The following is a 15,579-nucleotide window of genomic DNA, read 5'->3' on the forward strand; positions in this document are numbered from 1 at the left end:
AGCAGCAAGCGAACCAAGACCAGCAGCCATTGCCGCCCACCCCCGAGATCGACGGAGAGCCACCCGCGACAAAGAAAAAGCCGTTCGCCATTGGGGATTGCGTTTTTGTGTCGTATCTGGGCAGAACGGGCATTGTCTTTTCCACCGCGGACGCCAAAGGCAACGTCGGCGTGATGATCCAAAACCAGAAATTCAAAATCAACCAGAAACGGCTCAGCCTGCACATCGAGAGCAAGGAGCTATACCCGGCGGACTACGACATGGACATCGTGTTTGAAACGAAAGAAAACCGGAAGAAACGAAAGCTGATGAGCCGCAAGCACGTAGAAGGGGTATCCATCGAAACGAAGCAGGAGGGATAAGGGCACACACAGCCAGCCGTTTTTCGAGCGGAACAGGCATTTGAATAAATGGCAAGGGGAGCAAGCTGCGCGTTTGGCAGCGGCTTGAGAGGGCATGGCGTGGGCTAGCCAGCATGCTGGTTTTGCTCCCTTTGCTTTTTCCGCCTTTTTCATCCGATTTGATTCCACTTCCACCCGGCTTTCATTCGGTGAGTAAAAGGAAGGGAGAATACAGCTCAATGAAGAGGGACAGGCGGAAAAAGGAATATAGACAGGTCCGTTCTTTTACTTATGGTGAAAACTTACATCACGTTTTCCGATAAAGTGGTAAGATGCAGACAGGCGATTGGGAAACGAGGCGGCGAGCGCACAAGTGGCAAGGGCAAAGGGGGCCATGAACTTCGCCCGGTTTTTGCTCATGCTGACGTTACCCGTAAAAAGCGGTCGGAAAAAAGGCAATCAGCCAAAAAGCAGAAAGTGACCCGCACATATCCGCCCGGCAGCGAATGGAACAATACGAGCTGTACGCCGAGGCCGTTTGCGATATTCGAGAGCCCTGTGCCACAAACCACTACCAACAGAAAAAAGAAAGAAGGTGAACAGCAATGAGTCGTACAAATCCATGGGATGCGGAATGGCAAGTGACGGAGGACCTGGCTCAAGCCTTGATCTACAGCCAGTTTCCCGCATTGTCCTTGAAACAGGTAAGGCGTCTCGGGGACGGATGGGACAATATCGTCTATGTAGTTGGCGAGGAATACGTTTTTCGCTTCCCGCGCAGAAAAATCGCTGTGGAGCTGATCGAGCTGGAAGGCAGGCTTTTGCCCAAGCTTGGCCCGTTTCTTACGCTCCCGTATGCAAAACCGCTTTTTTACGGGGAGGGCAGCGCAGCGTATCCATTGCCGTTTCTCGGCTATACGTACATCGCCGGGAATTTTCCGCTTGGGTTGCCAGAGGAGCAGCGCGCGGCGTCTGCGCTCGTGCTTGCCCGCTTTTTGAAAAACTTGCACGCATTCCCCGTCCAGGTGGCCAAAGAAAACGGTGCGCCCACTGACCAGCGCGGATTGCAGGATATTCGGGGACGGAAAGAAAAAATGCAGCAGTTTCTGGCTGAAACGGACATTCCTTTTGCGGAAGCCGATCGCGCGCTGATTGCGGATTATTTGCAGGGGCTTGGCGTGGAGCAGATTCAGCCGAAGGAAGTGTTGATGCACGGCGACCTGCACTTTAAAAACATGCTGGTGGCTCCCGATGGAAAAATCGCGGGCATTATCGACTGGGGAGACATGAACATCGGTCATCCCGGCTGCGATCTGAGCATTGCCTACAGCTTTTTGCCGCCACAGGCAAGGGATGGCTTTTTCCGCGCATACGGCGAAGTCGATGAAGAGACGAAGCTGTTGGCGCGTCTGATTGCCGTCTACATCCCGATGCTGATTTACATGCAGGCAAAAGACACGGGCGACGACCGCGTAGCAGCGGAAGCGAGCGCGGTCATCAGGCGCGCCTTGGCAAATTAAATTCGTAGCGGGCCGTCGGGCGAGCTGTCTACAAGCATAGGCGAGGCGAGGCCGAAGCGTCACACATGGCTTTCGCTGCACGGCCCAATGGCAAGCTCGCTCATCTTGCGGTACAGCGTGCTGCGGGCGATGCCGAGCTTTTTCGCGGCGGCGCTGATGGAAGGGGCTTCGCGGATCGCTTGCTGGATCGTTTCCCGCTCCAACGTGCGCAACAGAGGCGAATGGTCTGCCTGCGCGTCCGCTTCGTTCTGCCCGAGCCATGTCCAATCAGGCGGGAGATGCTGAACCGAAATTTGCGGGTCGGGGAAGGCATGCAAAAAGGCGCGCTCCAGCACATTGCGCAACTCGCGCACATTTCCCGGCCAGGAATGGCGATGCAGGGCAGTCATGGCTGTTTCGCACAGTTGCGTGGGGCCGCCCTCGTATTGCTCGTGCAACTGGTGGAGAAACTGCTCTGCCAAAGAGGCGATGTCTTCCTTTCGCTCGCGCAGCGGCGGGATGCGAATTTGCAGCACATTCAAGCGGTAGTAAAGGTCCGCGCGAAACAGGCCGTTTTGCACATCGTCCTCCAGAAAGCGGTTTGTGGCGGCGATGATCCGCACGTCCAGCTCTTTTTCGGTGTGCGAGCCAAGCCGCGTAATTTTCCGTTCCTCCAGCACACGCAGCAGCAAGACTTGCAGCTCCAGCGTCATTTCCCCGATCTCATCGAGGAACAGCGTACCGTGGCTGGCGGCTTCAAATTTGCCGGGCTGCCCTCCTTTTTTTGCCCCGGTAAAAGCGCCGTCTGCGTAGCCAAACAGCTCGCTCGCAATCAAATCTTTGGGGAGCGAAGCGATATTGACTGCGACAAACGGCCCGTTTTTGCGCGGGCTCGCGTCGTGAATGGCTCTGGCCAGCACTTCTTTGCCGGAGCCTGTTTCGCCCAGGAGCAGCGTATGGGAGAGCGAGTGGGCGGCGATTCGCGCCGTCTGCAACTGTTTTTGGTACAGCGGGCTTTTCGTGGCGATGGCTGGGAAAAGTGTCGGTTGTTGCTGGGCGGGCGAGGAAGCAGGGCGTCGGCGAAGAAGATAAATCCACATAGGGGCAGCTCCTTCTGTTGTCTGTTCCTCAAAGGTCCAGTCTTTTCGCAGCGCATCTTGCCAATGTTCGTCCAGCGTCATCCCGGCGCGGATGCCGAATCGTTCGCCAGCAAGCCGGGTGGCAAACACGACTGTCCGGGACTCGTCGAGGGCGATGAGGTGCTCGTGACTTTTTTCAGCCCAAAAAAGCAAGAGCCTGCGCCAATCTGCCTCGGTCTGCGAGAGAGGGCGCGAAGGAGGCGTGGCAGGTTGCGATAGATTCAAAGAATCGGCAGGAGGCTTGGCGACAGGGAGAGGTTGAGAGGCAGCGCGATGTTGCGAACGCTCGATGACGGATGAAGCCCCGATAAACGAGAGTGGCACGTCGGCTTCGAGAATGGTACTCGCATCCCTTCTTGGTAAATGGTTTGTTTTCGTTGTCCGATCGCAGGACAAGTGTTCGAAAGTGAAACACGCAAACAATTTTTCCGTTAACCAATGAGGCAATACAAGCAGGACAGGGGAGATAACGAGAAAAGAAAGCCAGTAGCTGACCCGTTTTGCGACAGGCTTCTCTTCCCTATTATACAGGAAAATATAGGCAAAAGAAGCGTGATGGGTAAATTTTGTGAATTTTCCGTCTGTTGGCATACACGTTGCTTCCAAGAAGAGGGAGCGACACTCATTCTTCAGCAAAAAAAGGAGGATGCAGCATGCCAGAAGTATTATTTCGCGTCGACCTGAACAAACCGATGGAGGAACAGGATACACCCGGCCACAACCGATGGCATCCTGACATTCCCGCTACGGTATCGGTCAATCCGGGGGCGGTATTCCGCATAGAGTGCAAGGATTGGACGGATGGACAAATCAAGAACAACGACGATCCGGTCATCCCATAGACGCCCGGCGTTTTTTTCGTGGGCGCTTAGTTGGCGCCACGCGCTTTCCAGGCCAGCGCCTTTTGCTCCAGAGAGCAGGCCAGCTCATGCTTGCCTGCGACATAGCTGGCAGCGTCGTACGGGAAGCGCTCTGCCAACTGCTCCTTCAGCTCCCCGTACAGCCGGGCACAGTCAGGATGGGCGCGCAAGTAATCGCGAAACGCCAGATGGCGTCGAATCGCCGGATGGTCTTGCTCGTAAACGTGGACGTGATGGGTGCGCTCGTCGCCGCCTTTGGCAAAATACCGTCTGCCGGGCAAGCCGAACTCGCCTTTTGGCAAGTAGCCTAGCGAGCGCATCTGTTCGTTTGTCTCATCGACGCGCCCGATATCGCGCACGACTGGCAACAGGTCGATGATCGGCTTTGCTTTCAGCCCGGGCACGGCTGTACTGCCGATGTGATGAATCTGTATGAGGTTGTCCTGGAATACTTGGCGCAGCAGCTCGGCTTCCGCGGCAAACAAGGCTTGCCAGCGCGGATCGTAGGGGTGGACTTCGACTTTTCGCATGACAGACTCCTTCCTGTACGTGAGAGGGATCGCTTTTTGGCGTGAAAAGGCCCGGACATTTGGCAAGGCGAGCAATGTCCGGGCGCGTTTTGGTTCTTTTCTAGTTATGATTTTCGGTTCGGCGGTCCAGCGACTTGCACGCGCGCCGGGTTTGTCACTTCCAGCGTAATCATCGAGCTGACGACGGCTTGCATGGTCACAACCAGATACGTTCAAAAAAAGATAGCTTTCCAAATGGGTGATTCCAACGAAAATCGTTTCTCCTTCTCATTTTCACGGTGTTTTCCAACAGAAAAATGGCAGAAACGATACGGTTACACGTGTTTCACACTCTCTTTCCTGATCTTGGCGATCGTGGCAAATGATCGCTGCTCTGGTTATATTGTAAGGCTTGCCTGGGCCGGGATGCAAAGCTGCCATTTCGGCATTTTGGACGTTTTTCGGGCAGGCTGGGGCCGTTTTGCCTGAGCAGGTCGCTCGCTCATCGCGTACGTAGCCAGCGCTCGGCGGCAATCGCGCGCGTGGCCGTCAGTTGTCCAGCGCAATGCCGCGCGCGGCGGCGCGAAGTGCTTCCAGCGCAAACGAGCCTGGCGCGACCCCAAACAAGTTTTCAAAAATCGGCTGGATCGCCTGCAGACGCAGGCGGCGTTCTTCGGGCGTCCATTTGAACAGGGCCGAGTCCGCCCAATGGTGCAAGGTGCTGAGAAAAAACTCGGCAGCAAGCGCCGGGTTGGCGACGCGAAACCGCTGTTCACGGTTGCCCTGGACGATGATTTCCGTCAAGATCGGCGTGAACTTGCAAATGGTTTGGATGTACAGTTTTTGCCGGAGTACGGCGTTGTTGTCATGCTGCAAATATTTGAAGTTTTCCACATGCCCGGTCGGAGCGTCCAGCTCGTAGACGAACACCCAGGCGATTTTTTCGTAGGCGGTAAGGTGTGGGGCGCGGGCAATCCGCGCATAGTGCTCCCGGATTTGCTCCAGTTGCCGCGCGATCAGGGCGCTGGCGAGAGCGTCCTTGGATTCAAAGTAATAGTACAGCGTCCCCTGCGCGACCTGCATCGTTTTGGCAATGTCGATCGTGGATGTTTTTTCATAGCCAACCCGGTTGAACAAGGCTTCGGCAGTGTCGAGAATTTCATTGCGGCGGACGAGAGGATCTTTCGAAATTCTTGGCATCGGTCATATCACCTCCTGTTCATTAAAGCATCCGACAAGTTATCAGTCAAACCTGTCACCGTAATTAAATGGTAGTCAGTCAAAAAGAAAACTTCACCCGTTGCCCGCCTGTTTCAACGGACCGAATCGGGGAAACGAAGAGGCGGCCGCATCGGGGTTCAAGCAGCGCGCCTTTTCGTAAAAAGCGCCCGGACCGCTGGAAAAAAATGCGCACCCGAGCAAACTTTTATGGTTTAATCTACGGTATCAGACCACATTTTGCGCGATGTGTCATTGGGTATCGGCAGAGAGGAAGGCGTCAACATGAACCAGGCCAAAATATTACTGATCGAAGACGAGAAAAAAATCGCCCGTCTCCTGAAGCTGGAGCTGGAGTACGAAGGCTATGAAGTGAAGACGGCCGAGGACGGGGCAACCGGACTGGAGTGGTTCAAAAGCGAGCCGTGGGATTTGGTCTTGCTGGACGTGATGATTCCGCAGCTCAGCGGGATGGAGGTGCTCAGGCGCATTCGCGCATCGGACAGCGTCACTCCGGTGATTCTGGTCACCGCCCGGGATTCGCTTCCCGACAAAGTGAGCGGCCTCGACTTGGGAGCCAACGACTACATTACGAAGCCGTTTGCCATCGAGGAGTTGTTGGCGAGAATCCGCGCCTGCCTGCGTGTGGCGGCGGGCGTCAGGAAAAAGGAAGAAGAAGAGGCGCCGCTCAAGGTCGGCGATCTTTTTATCGATGAAAAAAAGCGGATCGTCATGCGCGGGGAAACGGTGGTGGAGCTGACGCCGCGGGAGTTCGACCTGCTCGTCTACCTGGCCAGGCACGTCAATCAGGTGCTGGACAGGGAGCAAATTTTGACGGAGGTATGGGGCTATGACTACTACGGCGACACCAACGTCGTCGACGTGTACATCCGGTATTTGCGCAAAAAGCTGGACGATCCTGCCCATCCGCCGCTGATCCAGACGGTGCGCGGAATCGGCTACGCGTTGAAGGAGTAAAAAACGATGACGATTCGCAGCAAAATCCATCTGTTCTCGACGGTGTGGCTCGTGCTGACTTTATGTCTCATCAACACGTCGATTTACTGGCTGTTTTACAAACAAACGACCGACCTGGAATTGGAAAGACTGCAACTCCAGACCGAAAACATCGCCCAGCGGCTGCATGAAGCGGGCAGTCAGGCCGAGCCGGCCGAGCTGTTGCAGGCGTATTTGTCCCCGATCGACATGATCCGCATCGTAAACGCCGAGTCCCGCGCAGTGGTGACGGCGACGAAGGAGCTGGCCTACGGCAAGTGGCCGCCTGCGTTCAGCCCGCAAGAAACGTACCGGATCGAGGAAAAAGACGGCGTGCTCTACGCCATCGGGCAGATGCCGCTGATCGCGGGAGACGGCAGCGTCATGTCGATGGAGGTGACGACGGCCTTGCCGCAGGTGCAGGAGACGATGCAGGTGCTGCTCGTCGTGCTCTTGATCGCTTCACTTGTCGTGCTCTTGCCTTCGTTTTGGGCGGGCAAAATGCTCGGCAACCTCATCGTCGGACCGATCAACTCGCTCATTCGCACGATGGAAGAAATCCAGCGCAAAGGCCAGTTCAAAAAGCTGGAGCTGCCGGCCAGATCAAACGACGAGCTGTACCAGATGGGAAACACGTTCAACAAAATGATGGATATTTTGCAGCAACATTTTGTCAAGCAGCAGCAATTTGTGCTGGACGCGTCCCACGAGTTGAAGACGCCGCTCACCGTGATCGAAGGCTATGCGACGATGCTGAAAAGATGGGGCATGAACAAGCCGGAGCTGTTGGAAGAATCCGTCGAGGCTATCTACTCGGAAGCTGTGCGGATGAAAAAGCTGACCCGGCAAATGCTGATGCTGGCGAACCCGGACGAGGAGTCGAATCTGGACGTGCAGGCGGTAGATGTGGAAAAGCTGTGCGAGGAGACGAGCAAATGGATGCGGCGCACCTACGAGCAGGAGATTCGCGTCGAGGCGCAAACGCCGGGGATTCACGTGCTCGCCGACGAGCAGCGGCTCAAGCAGTTGCTGGTCATTTTGCTCGACAATGCGCTGACCTACAGCACGGAGGCGATCCGGGTAGAGATTGCCGAGCAGGCGGACACGGTGACGCTGTCTGTGATCGATCAAGGGGTGGGCATCCCGCCGGAAGACCTTGCCCACATTTTCGACCGTTTTTACCGGGTGGACAAAGCGCGCGCACGCGATACAGGCGGCACAGGGCTCGGCCTGTCGATCGCCAAGCGGATTGTCGACGTGCACGGCGGCAGGCTGGATGTGCGCAGTGAGGTCGGGGTAGGCAGCGCGTTTACCGTGACATTGCCGAGTGCGACCCAAAAGAAAGCGGGGGAGAGCGAATGAAGCGAAACCATGCGATCGGGATGATCGGACTGGCGCTGGTGGCGGGAGCCGTGTTCGGCGTGTCGCAGCTTGCGGCAGGCGAGCAGGACAAGAAACGCACGAGCGAAGAAATCACGAAGTCGCTGGAAGCCAGATACGGCAAGGCGAAGACAGCTTTTGAGCTGACGACAGAGGACGGCAGGGAGGTCTACGCGGGGACAGTGGAAAATCAAACCGGAACGTATCGCGTGCAAGCGGATGCGCTCACCGGACAAGTCACCCACATTACGCTGCTGTCGGCAAAGCCCAGGCCGCAGCCTGCTTCCGCAGAAACAGCGCCGCAGACAGCGGAGGAAGGCGGCAGCCGCCCGGCTTCGCCAGCGCCAACTAGCGAGATTGCCAAAAGCGGCATTTCCCTCGACCGGGCGCGAGAAATCGCTTTGCAACAAGTAGCCGGGACGTTTGACGGCATCGAGGTGGAGCAGAAGGATGGGATGGCCGTCTACGAGGTAGAGGTCGTCACCGCCGAAAACCGGGAAGTGAAGGTCGCCGTCGACCCGCTCACCGGACAAGTGCTGTCGATCATGTGGGAGGACTAAAGGCTTTCTCATCAAATTTTAATCTTTCTCTCGCTTTCTGCTCATCTGCCTCTTGTACGATGAGGTCAGTAGAAAAAAAGGAGAGAGAAACATGAAGAGAAACGTCATTATGATAGCAGCAGGTGCAATCGTCGTGGGGAGCCTTGGCGCGTCAGCCATGGCGAAGACATACCAGCACAATCCTCAGCCGAACCAGCAGCCGACCAGCTTCAACTATTTGCACGTGGATGACGACGTTCCGTTCGGTTGGGAAAAGCAAATCCGCATCACGTCTGAGCAGGCGCAAAAACTGGCCCTGGGCGTCCAGCCTGGCGTCATCAAGGAATGGAAGCTGGACCGCGCGGGAAAAACGCTTGTGTACAAGGCGGAGATTTTCCACAACTACCGTGAGATCGACGTCTACGTCGACGCGGTAACGGGCGAGGTTTGGCGCGAGAACGATCCGGTGCGCAAGCAGAAAACGGTGAAGATCACTGTGGAGGAAGCGAAAAAAATCGCGTTGTCCAAAGTAAACGGAAGCATCAAAAAAATCAAGCTGGACGAAGACGACGGCTACTACATCTACGAGGTAGAGGTCCGCACAGGCAACAGACAGGAAGCCGAGATGGACATATCGGCTACGACTGGCGAGATTTTGAGCATGGAGTGGGACGACTAAGTTGTAACGCGCGAGTACAGTCCGCAGCAAACCGCAAACCGGCCTTTGTCCAGACGACAAGGCCGGTTTTTTCATTTTCTGGCAATTCCGTATTCCCATTCATCAGCGTAGAACCTATAATGTTACTTGGGATTACCCGCTAGATTGTGGTATAATTTTGACGCCAATATACGACTAAGGAGTATGGATGATGGAAAAAAAGCTAATCTTCGGTCATAAAAATCCAGATACGGATTCCATTTGCTCGGCGCTCGTCTACGCTGATCTGAAAACGAAGCTCGGCGCAAACGTAGAGCCAGTTCGCCTCGGTGTCATCAGCAGCGAGACGGCGTTCGTCTTGAACTACTTCCAGGTAAAAGAGCCTCGCCTCGTGGAAACCGTGGCGAACGAAGTCAACGAAGTAATCCTCGTGGACCACAACGAGCGTCAACAGAGCGCAAACGACATCGAGCAGGTGCAAGTAGTCGAGGTAATTGACCATCATCGCATCGCGAACTTCGAGACAAGCAATCCGCTGTACTTCCGCGCGGAGCCTGTCGGCTGCACCGCGACCATCTTGAAAAAAATGTACAAAGAAAACGGCGTGGAGATTCCAAAAGACATCGCGGGTCTGATGCTGTCCGCGATCATTTCCGACACGCTGCTGCTGAAATCCCCGACCTGCACAGAGCAAGACGTAGCCGCTGCCCATGAACTGGCGGAAATCGCAGGTGTGGACCTGCAAGCGTACGGACTGGAAATGCTCAAGGCAGGCGCAGATTTGAGCGACAAAACCATCGCCCAACTGCTCTCCCTCGATGCCAAAGAATTTCAAATGGGCAACGCGAAAGTGGAAATCGCCCAAGTCAACGCAGTAGACGTCAATGACGTGCTGGCTCGCCAAGGCGAACTGGAAGCGGCTATTTCCGCCATCATCGCGGACAAAGGTCTGGACCTGTTCGTGTTCGTCGTAACCGACATCCTGAACAACGACTCTGTGGCGCTGGCGCTCGGTACGGCTACACAAGCGGTAGAAAAGGCGTACAACGTCACGCTGGTTGACAACAAAGCCGTTCTCAAAGGAGTCGTTTCCCGCAAGAAGCAGATCGTGCCTGTATTGACAGATACATTCCAGGCTCTCTAAAATACGCTACCGAAATACCAAAAAACACAAAGGCTGCCCGCGAAAATGTGGGCAGCCTTTTTTCCTATCAAATAAAAACGGATCAGATTCTCATCCAGGATAAGGGCAACCAAGGCTGCGCCAAGTCATCGGCACAGCCTTTGGTTTTCTCATGGCGCTCAAAACGGATTGTGGTTGTGATGACTCAGATGGTTCATCGTCTGCTGCGCATAGGCGTCATCGTCGTAATGCCGGATTGCGTGTTTGTCTCTTGCCCGCAGGCTGATCGAGCCTGTCAAAAAGTAGGCGGCGCCGAGAACAGCCAAAATAACAACGAGGGTATAGAGCATTCGAAAGTCCCCCTTTTTCCAGTGGCTTACCAATAGGTTAACATATTTTTCCTGACAGAACTACGGTTGACTTTGACGGTGCGTAAATGTGTACGATGAATTTGTCAGGAGGGATGGAAGATGGAATATACGGTGCAAAAGCTGGGTCTCCTGGCGGGCGTCAGTACCCGGACGCTCCGATACTACGATGAGATTGGCCTTCTCAAGCCGGCGAGAATCAATTCATCCGGGTATCGTATTTACGGGCAGGCAGAAGTGGATCGCTTGCAGCAAATCTTGTTCTACCGCGAGTTGGGTGTGAGCTTGGAGGAGATCAAGGAAATTGTCAGCTCGCCGACCTTCGACGCCGTCCAGGCACTGCGGGAGCACCGCGCGAAGCTGCTGGACAAACGGGCGCAGCTCGATCGGCTGATCGCCAATGTCGATCTAACCTTAGCGCAAAGAGAGGGGACGAAAACGATGACGGACAAACAAAAATTCGAAGGCTTCAAGCAGCAACTGATTGATGACAACGAGAAGCAGTACGGGCAAGAAATTCGCGCCAAATACGGCGACGAGCAGGTGGACCGTTCCAACCGGAAACTCAAGGAAATGACCGAGGAAGAGTACAACCGGCTTGAGCAGTTGAACGCAGAGTTGCACAAGACGCTGGAAGAGGCGTTTGCCACGGGAGATCCGGGCAGCGAGCTTGCGCAGAAAGCGGCTGACCTGCATCGCCAGTGGCTGACGTTTTACTGGGACAGTTACAGCAAGGAAGCGCACGCCGGGGTGGCGCAAATGTATGTGGACGACCCGCGCTTCACCGCCTACTACGATAAAACCCAGCCGGGACTGGCGGCGTTTCTCCGCGATGCGGTCGTGATTTATACGCAAGCGTAGACAGCCGATAGCGTCGAGAAAAACAAACCGCGCACCGCCCTGAATCAGATCGGAAAGCTTCGATCCGGTTGGGGCGGTGTTTTTTCATGCCTGTTTCATGCCCAAGCTGGCCTGGCTCACGCCCCTTGGCTGGAACCGGAATTTTTTCGCTGATGAAAACTTTTGGCCCAAGGGAGTGAGCCATCCGTCCATCGAGGTCGAGTTTTTTCGCGCTGAACGCGTGTTACCGTGAACAGACAGCGGGCGAGCAGCAGGGAGCCGCCCAACCGCTTTTCTTTTCTGTTTGTTGCGTTATATAATCTGTTCGAGCTGGACCCGGGCGCGAGCTATCTCTCCATGCCGCACAATGACGGTGTTTACGAGTATATAAGCGTCAGCGCCGGACGGTTTGCCTTGAAAATCAAGGAAGAGACGTTTCGCCTCGGCGAAGGGGACGCGATTCGCTTCACGGGCAACGTCCCCCACGCGTACAGCAATGACGGCGAACAGCCGCTATGAAGTCATTTGGGCGGCGGCAGGGCATCCGAAAGCGGTGTTTCGACTGACTCCCGAGCAACTGGTGCAAATGACGAACGGACAGGTCGCCTGTATCGCTTCGTGCCGCTAGCGGCAAAGGGGTCTATCGCCTCGTTGTAGAATAGATGATAAAGTGGAAATATTCCTAAAACAACGAGGAGGGTATACATGAAAGCTACAGAACCGATTTTCCTGGGGCATCGCATCCATCTGATCGACGGGTTTGATATGGGCTGGGCGCAGCGGACGGGAACGTACGTCATCGCCGAGGACGAGCTGACCCTGGTCGAGACAGGGCCGAGTCCTTCTGTCCCGTACATACGGGAAGGGCTGCGCAGGCTCGGATTTTCCCCGGAGCAAGTGAAGTACATCATCGTGACGCACATTCACCTCGATCACGCGGGGGGAGCGGGACTTTTTTTGCGCGAGTGCCCGCAGGCAAAAATCGTGGTGCATCCAAAAGGAGCGCGCCATCTGGTGGACCCGAGTCGGTTGATCGCGGGCGCCAGAGCGGTGTATCACGACGATTTTGACCGCCTGTTCGATCCGATTGTCGCCGTTCCCGAAGAGCGGATCATCGTGCGCGCCGACCAGGAGACGCTGCAAATTGGCGCCAACTGTGTCCTGGAATTTTGGGACACGCCGGGACATGCCAACCATCATTTCAGCATTTACGACCCGGTCAGCCGCGGCATGTTCACGGGAGATACAGCGGGTGTCTTCTATCCGCAGCTTCAACGGGACGGGATTCACTTCGTCCTGCCGTCCACCTCGCCGAACCAGTTTGACCCGCAGGCGATGCTGCGCTCCGTGGAACGCTTTGAACAGCGCGGGCTTGCGCGAATCTATTTCGGGCATTTCGGCATGACTGACGATGTTGCCGACGTCTATCGGCAGGTGCGCGAGTGGCTTCCTGTCTTTGTCGCGGAAGGGGAGGCGGTCGTAGCCGCCGGACTCGGCGATGGCGAACTGGCGGAGCGGCTGTTCGGGCGTGTACTGGCGCATCTGCAATCGTTCGGGATCGGCGACGGGCATGAGGTGCTGGACGTGCTGCGGCTCGATTTGCAAGTATGTGCGATGGGAATTGTCGACTATTTGCAAAAGCGCAGGAAATAGCGGGAGACGCCAGACAGCGGGTACGAGACGGGCAGCATGGGCTTACGTAGCCGTGGCAGCAGCGAAAAAGCATTCTTTTTTTGGCAAAGGAATGCTATCATGATGGATGAGTCTTAGCAGTTGTAGGCCATTGCAATTGAATACGCGCAAACAGGTGCCTTGGTCCTTGCCAAAGGACGAGGTGAAAAGGGAAGCCGGTGCAAGTCCGGCGCGGTCCCGCCACTGTAAAGCGGCTGTCGCAATAGCTGCCAAGCCAGGAGACCTGCCTGTTTGCCTGATGTGCCTGCGCCTTCGCGGAAAGGTTCGGCCCGTTCAGGACGTTTTTTTGCGTGAGCATGGATGAGCCTGACATGTCGCCCCTTTGGTTCCGGTTGGATGCGAAGGGTTTTTGTTTGCTAAGAATCAACCAGTCGCACAGAAAGGAAGTCATACATATGAAACGCGCATGGAAACTGCTCATCCCGCTGGTGCTTGCTGCAAGTCTCGTCGGCTGCGGCGGCAACACCCAGACGGCACCTGCTCCGCAGGCAGAAGCACCGCAGACAGCACCACAGGACGCGGCTGCCAAGCAGACCGTCTACCCGCTTACCGTCACAGACGCGACCGGAAAAGAAGTGACCGTGGCAAAAGAGCCGCAACGAATCGTCTCGACTTCCCCGGCAGAGACGGAAATCTTGTTCGCGCTCGGCTTGAACGAGCGGATTGTCGGTGTCTCCGACTTCGACGACTATCCGGCAGAAGCGAGCACGAAGCCAAAAGTGGGCGGAGTCGTCAAGCCGAGCGAAGAAGCGATTCTCGCCCAGTCGCCCGATCTGGTCATCGGCGGAATTTCGATGGAAAAGCCGGTTGCCGACAAGCTGAAATCGCTCGGCATGCCAGTGTACGTCACGCATCCGAAAAAAGTGGATGACATCCTGAACAACATTTTGACGATGGGGGTTATCACCAACCGACAGGAGCAGGCGGAAAAAGTCGTCGCCGCGATGAAGCAGGATATCGCCCGCGTACAGGAAGCCGTCAAAGCGGTGAAGCCGGAAGACAAGAAAAAAGTGTACCTGGAGTTTGCGCCAGGCTGGACCGTGGGCAAAGGGGAGTTCCTCGACGAGCTGGTGACGCTGGCAGGCGGGACGAACATTGCGGCCGACACAGAGGGCTGGAACCCGATCAGCGAGGAAAAGATTTTGAAAAGCGATCCCGACGTCATTTTGTACGCCAAAGGCATTACGGATGACAAGACGGGCACGAAGCTGGAAGAGATCATCGCAAACCGCAACGGCTGGGATACGATGAAGGCGATCCGCGAGAAGCAAGTGTTCGGAATGGACCAAAACCTGCTGGCGCGCCCAGGCCCGCGCATTACACAAGGTTTGATCGAGGTAGCTAAAGCGATTTATCCTGACCTGGTGAAATAAAAATGAAAAAGCAATGGCTTATATGGGGAGGAGCGAGCAGCCTTGTGCTGCTCGTATCCGTGGTGGTCAGCATTTCGATGGGGGCGGCGTCGCTCCCTCTTTCGCAAGTATGGCTCATCCTCTTGCACCAGCTTCCCGGCATGTCGGAGTGGATTCCGGCGACATGGCCGGAGTCGTCCGAGCAGATCGTGATGAAGGTGCGTTTTCCGCGCGTCGTACTGGCCATTTTGATCGGAGCTTGCCTGTCGCTTGCGGGCGCGGGCTTTCAAGGCGTGCTGCGCAACCCGCTTGCGGACCCGTTCACGATGGGCGTAGCGTCCGGTTCGGCCGTCGGGGCGGCTTTTCTGATCCTGTTCGGCTTGCAGTTCGCTGTTCTTGGAGAGTGGAGCACGCCTGTCGTCGCCTTTTTGACGGGGCTTGTCAGCTTGTGGATTGTGCTTGCCCTCGCCAAGACGCAAGGCAAGCTGCAGACGGAGACGCTGATTTTGTCCGGCGTCGTCATTCAGGCGTTTCTCGGCTCGCTCGTGTCCTTCATGGTGTCGCTGTCGGATCAGACGGTGAACGAGATCGTTTTCTGGCTGATGGGAAGCCTGTCGTTTCGCGGCTGGGCCTTCACGTACGTCCTGGTCCCGTATTTGCTGATCGGCGTGCTCGTGCTGCTTGGCTATGCCCGCTCGTTGAACCTGTTTGCGCTCGGGGAGCGGCAGGCGGCGCATCTCGGAGTCAACGTCGACAAGACGAAGCTCATCATTTTGCTCGTCTCTACGCTCCTGACTGCAGCGGCGGTTTCGATTGCGGGCGTCATCGGGTTTGTCGGGCTGGTCGTGCCGCATCTGGTGCGGATGATGGTCGGGCCTGACTACCGCATTTTGCTGCCGATGGCGACCATCTGCGGCGGTGTGTACGTGCTGTGGGCGGATACGCTGGCGCGAATGCTGCTCGTGCCGACAGAAATCCCGCTCGGGGTCGTGACTGCGTTTTTGGGAGCGCCGTTTTTCGCCTATTTGCTGAAGCAAAACAAACGGATCGGAAGGAGGTAGTCGC

The 15,579-nt window shown here is 56.0% G+C and carries 16 protein-coding genes, 2 pseudogenes and 1 riboswitch; of the genes and pseudogenes, 14 read left to right on the forward strand and 4 right to left on the reverse strand.

Annotated features, from left to right (window positions below; translation table 11 throughout):
• Positions 1 to 71: 71 nt before the first annotated feature.
• Both M655_RS28310 and M655_RS09675 read left to right on the forward strand, forming a co-directional pair.
• Positions 72 to 362: pseudogene (locus tag M655_RS28310) on the forward strand (endonuclease MutS2); the annotation flags it as partial.
• A 584-nt stretch (positions 363 to 946) separates the two neighbouring features.
• Positions 947 to 1,861 (forward strand): phosphotransferase, encoded by a 915-nt coding sequence (locus M655_RS09675; protein WP_026557427.1) that lies wholly within the window; start codon positions 947 to 949, stop codon positions 1,859 to 1,861.
• A gap of 59 nt (positions 1,862 to 1,920) precedes the next feature.
• Here the strand turns inward: M655_RS09675 and M655_RS09680 are convergent, their stop codons facing one another.
• On the reverse strand, positions 1,921 to 3,132 hold the full coding sequence (locus M655_RS09680) for a sigma-54 interaction domain-containing protein (RefSeq protein WP_081414705.1): 1,212 nt from the start codon (positions 3,130 to 3,132) through the stop codon (positions 1,921 to 1,923).
• 500 nt (positions 3,133 to 3,632) lie between these two features.
• Between M655_RS09680 and M655_RS09685 the strand changes: the two are divergent.
• A pseudogene (locus tag M655_RS09685) lies at positions 3,633 to 3,809 on the forward strand (acetamidase/formamidase family protein); the annotation flags it as partial.
• A gap of 38 nt (positions 3,810 to 3,847) precedes the next feature.
• Here M655_RS09685 and M655_RS09690 read toward each other — a convergent pair.
• A complete protein-coding gene (locus tag M655_RS09690; protein ID WP_026557425.1) occupies positions 3,848 to 4,369 on the reverse strand; it encodes a GrpB family protein in 522 nt (173 codons plus the stop codon).
• A gap of 528 nt (positions 4,370 to 4,897) precedes the next feature.
• Entirely contained in the window at positions 4,898 to 5,548 is a 651-nt protein-coding gene (locus M655_RS09695; protein WP_005829121.1) for a TetR/AcrR family transcriptional regulator, read from the reverse strand.
• A 303-nt stretch (positions 5,549 to 5,851) separates the two neighbouring features.
• On the opposite strand from M655_RS09695, the gene M655_RS09700 reads away from it, so the two are divergent.
• The 5 genes from M655_RS09700 to M655_RS09720 all read left to right on the forward strand — a co-directional run bounded on the left by M655_RS09700 (position 5,852) and on the right by M655_RS09720 (position 10,283).
• Positions 5,852 to 6,544, forward strand: coding sequence for a response regulator transcription factor (locus tag M655_RS09700; protein ID WP_005829119.1), 693 nt, complete (start codon positions 5,852 to 5,854; stop codon positions 6,542 to 6,544).
• A gap of 6 nt (positions 6,545 to 6,550) precedes the next feature.
• Entirely contained in the window at positions 6,551 to 7,924 is a 1,374-nt protein-coding gene (locus M655_RS09705; protein WP_005829117.1) for a sensor histidine kinase, read from the forward strand.
• Positions 7,921 to 8,502, forward strand: a complete 582-nt coding sequence (locus M655_RS09710; protein ID WP_005829116.1) for a PepSY domain-containing protein — start codon at positions 7,921 to 7,923, stop codon at positions 8,500 to 8,502. Before M655_RS09705 ends, M655_RS09710 begins: the two co-directional genes overlap by 4 nt.
• Positions 8,503 to 8,593: 91 nt before the next feature.
• On the forward strand, positions 8,594 to 9,160 hold the full coding sequence (locus tag M655_RS09715; protein ID WP_005829114.1) for a PepSY domain-containing protein: 567 nt from the start codon (positions 8,594 to 8,596) through the stop codon (positions 9,158 to 9,160).
• Between the two features lie 190 nt (positions 9,161 to 9,350).
• A complete protein-coding gene (locus M655_RS09720) occupies positions 9,351 to 10,283 on the forward strand; it encodes a manganese-dependent inorganic pyrophosphatase (RefSeq protein ID WP_026557424.1) in 933 nt (310 codons plus the stop codon).
• A 158-nt stretch (positions 10,284 to 10,441) separates the two neighbouring features.
• Here the strand turns inward: M655_RS09720 and M655_RS09725 are convergent, their stop codons facing one another.
• Entirely contained in the window at positions 10,442 to 10,612 is a 171-nt protein-coding gene (locus M655_RS09725; protein WP_005829110.1) for a hypothetical protein, read from the reverse strand.
• A gap of 120 nt (positions 10,613 to 10,732) precedes the next feature.
• Between M655_RS09725 and M655_RS09730 the strand changes: the two genes are divergently transcribed.
• The 6 genes from M655_RS09730 to M655_RS09755 all read left to right on the forward strand — a co-directional run bounded on the left by M655_RS09730 (position 10,733) and on the right by M655_RS09755 (position 15,575).
• Positions 10,733 to 11,491: a MerR family transcriptional regulator gene (locus M655_RS09730; RefSeq protein ID WP_005829108.1), complete on the forward strand. Its 759-nt coding sequence runs from the start codon at positions 10,733 to 10,735 to the stop codon at positions 11,489 to 11,491.
• A 228-nt stretch (positions 11,492 to 11,719) separates the two neighbouring features.
• Positions 11,720 to 11,989 (forward strand): cupin domain-containing protein, encoded by a 270-nt coding sequence (locus M655_RS09735; RefSeq protein WP_007784689.1) that lies wholly within the window; start codon positions 11,720 to 11,722, stop codon positions 11,987 to 11,989.
• Positions 11,967 to 12,098 (forward strand): YbaK/EbsC family protein, encoded by a 132-nt coding sequence (locus tag M655_RS09740; protein WP_005829104.1) that lies wholly within the window; start codon positions 11,967 to 11,969, stop codon positions 12,096 to 12,098. The genes M655_RS09735 and M655_RS09740 overlap by 23 nt, the downstream gene beginning before the upstream one ends.
• A 77-nt stretch (positions 12,099 to 12,175) precedes the next feature.
• Positions 12,176 to 13,123, forward strand: coding sequence for an MBL fold metallo-hydrolase (locus M655_RS09745; protein WP_007784686.1), 948 nt, complete (start codon positions 12,176 to 12,178; stop codon positions 13,121 to 13,123).
• 135 nt (positions 13,124 to 13,258) lie between these two features.
• Positions 13,259 to 13,407: riboswitch (cobalamin riboswitch) on the forward strand.
• Between the two features lie 150 nt (positions 13,408 to 13,557).
• Positions 13,558 to 14,535 carry an ABC transporter substrate-binding protein gene (locus M655_RS09750; RefSeq protein ID WP_025846379.1) on the forward strand — a complete coding sequence of 326 codons (978 nt, stop codon included), beginning with the start codon at positions 13,558 to 13,560 and terminating at the stop codon, positions 14,533 to 14,535.
• Between the two features lie 2 nt (positions 14,536 to 14,537).
• Positions 14,538 to 15,575, forward strand: a complete 1,038-nt coding sequence (locus M655_RS09755; protein WP_025846378.1) for a FecCD family ABC transporter permease — start codon at positions 14,538 to 14,540, stop codon at positions 15,573 to 15,575.
• Positions 15,576 to 15,579: the final 4 nt, after the last annotated feature.

The organism is Brevibacillus sp. NSP2.1, from assembly GCF_000470975.2.
In the GTDB taxonomy this organism is placed as follows: Bacteria; Bacillota; Bacilli; order Brevibacillales; family Brevibacillaceae; genus Brevibacillus; species Brevibacillus agri.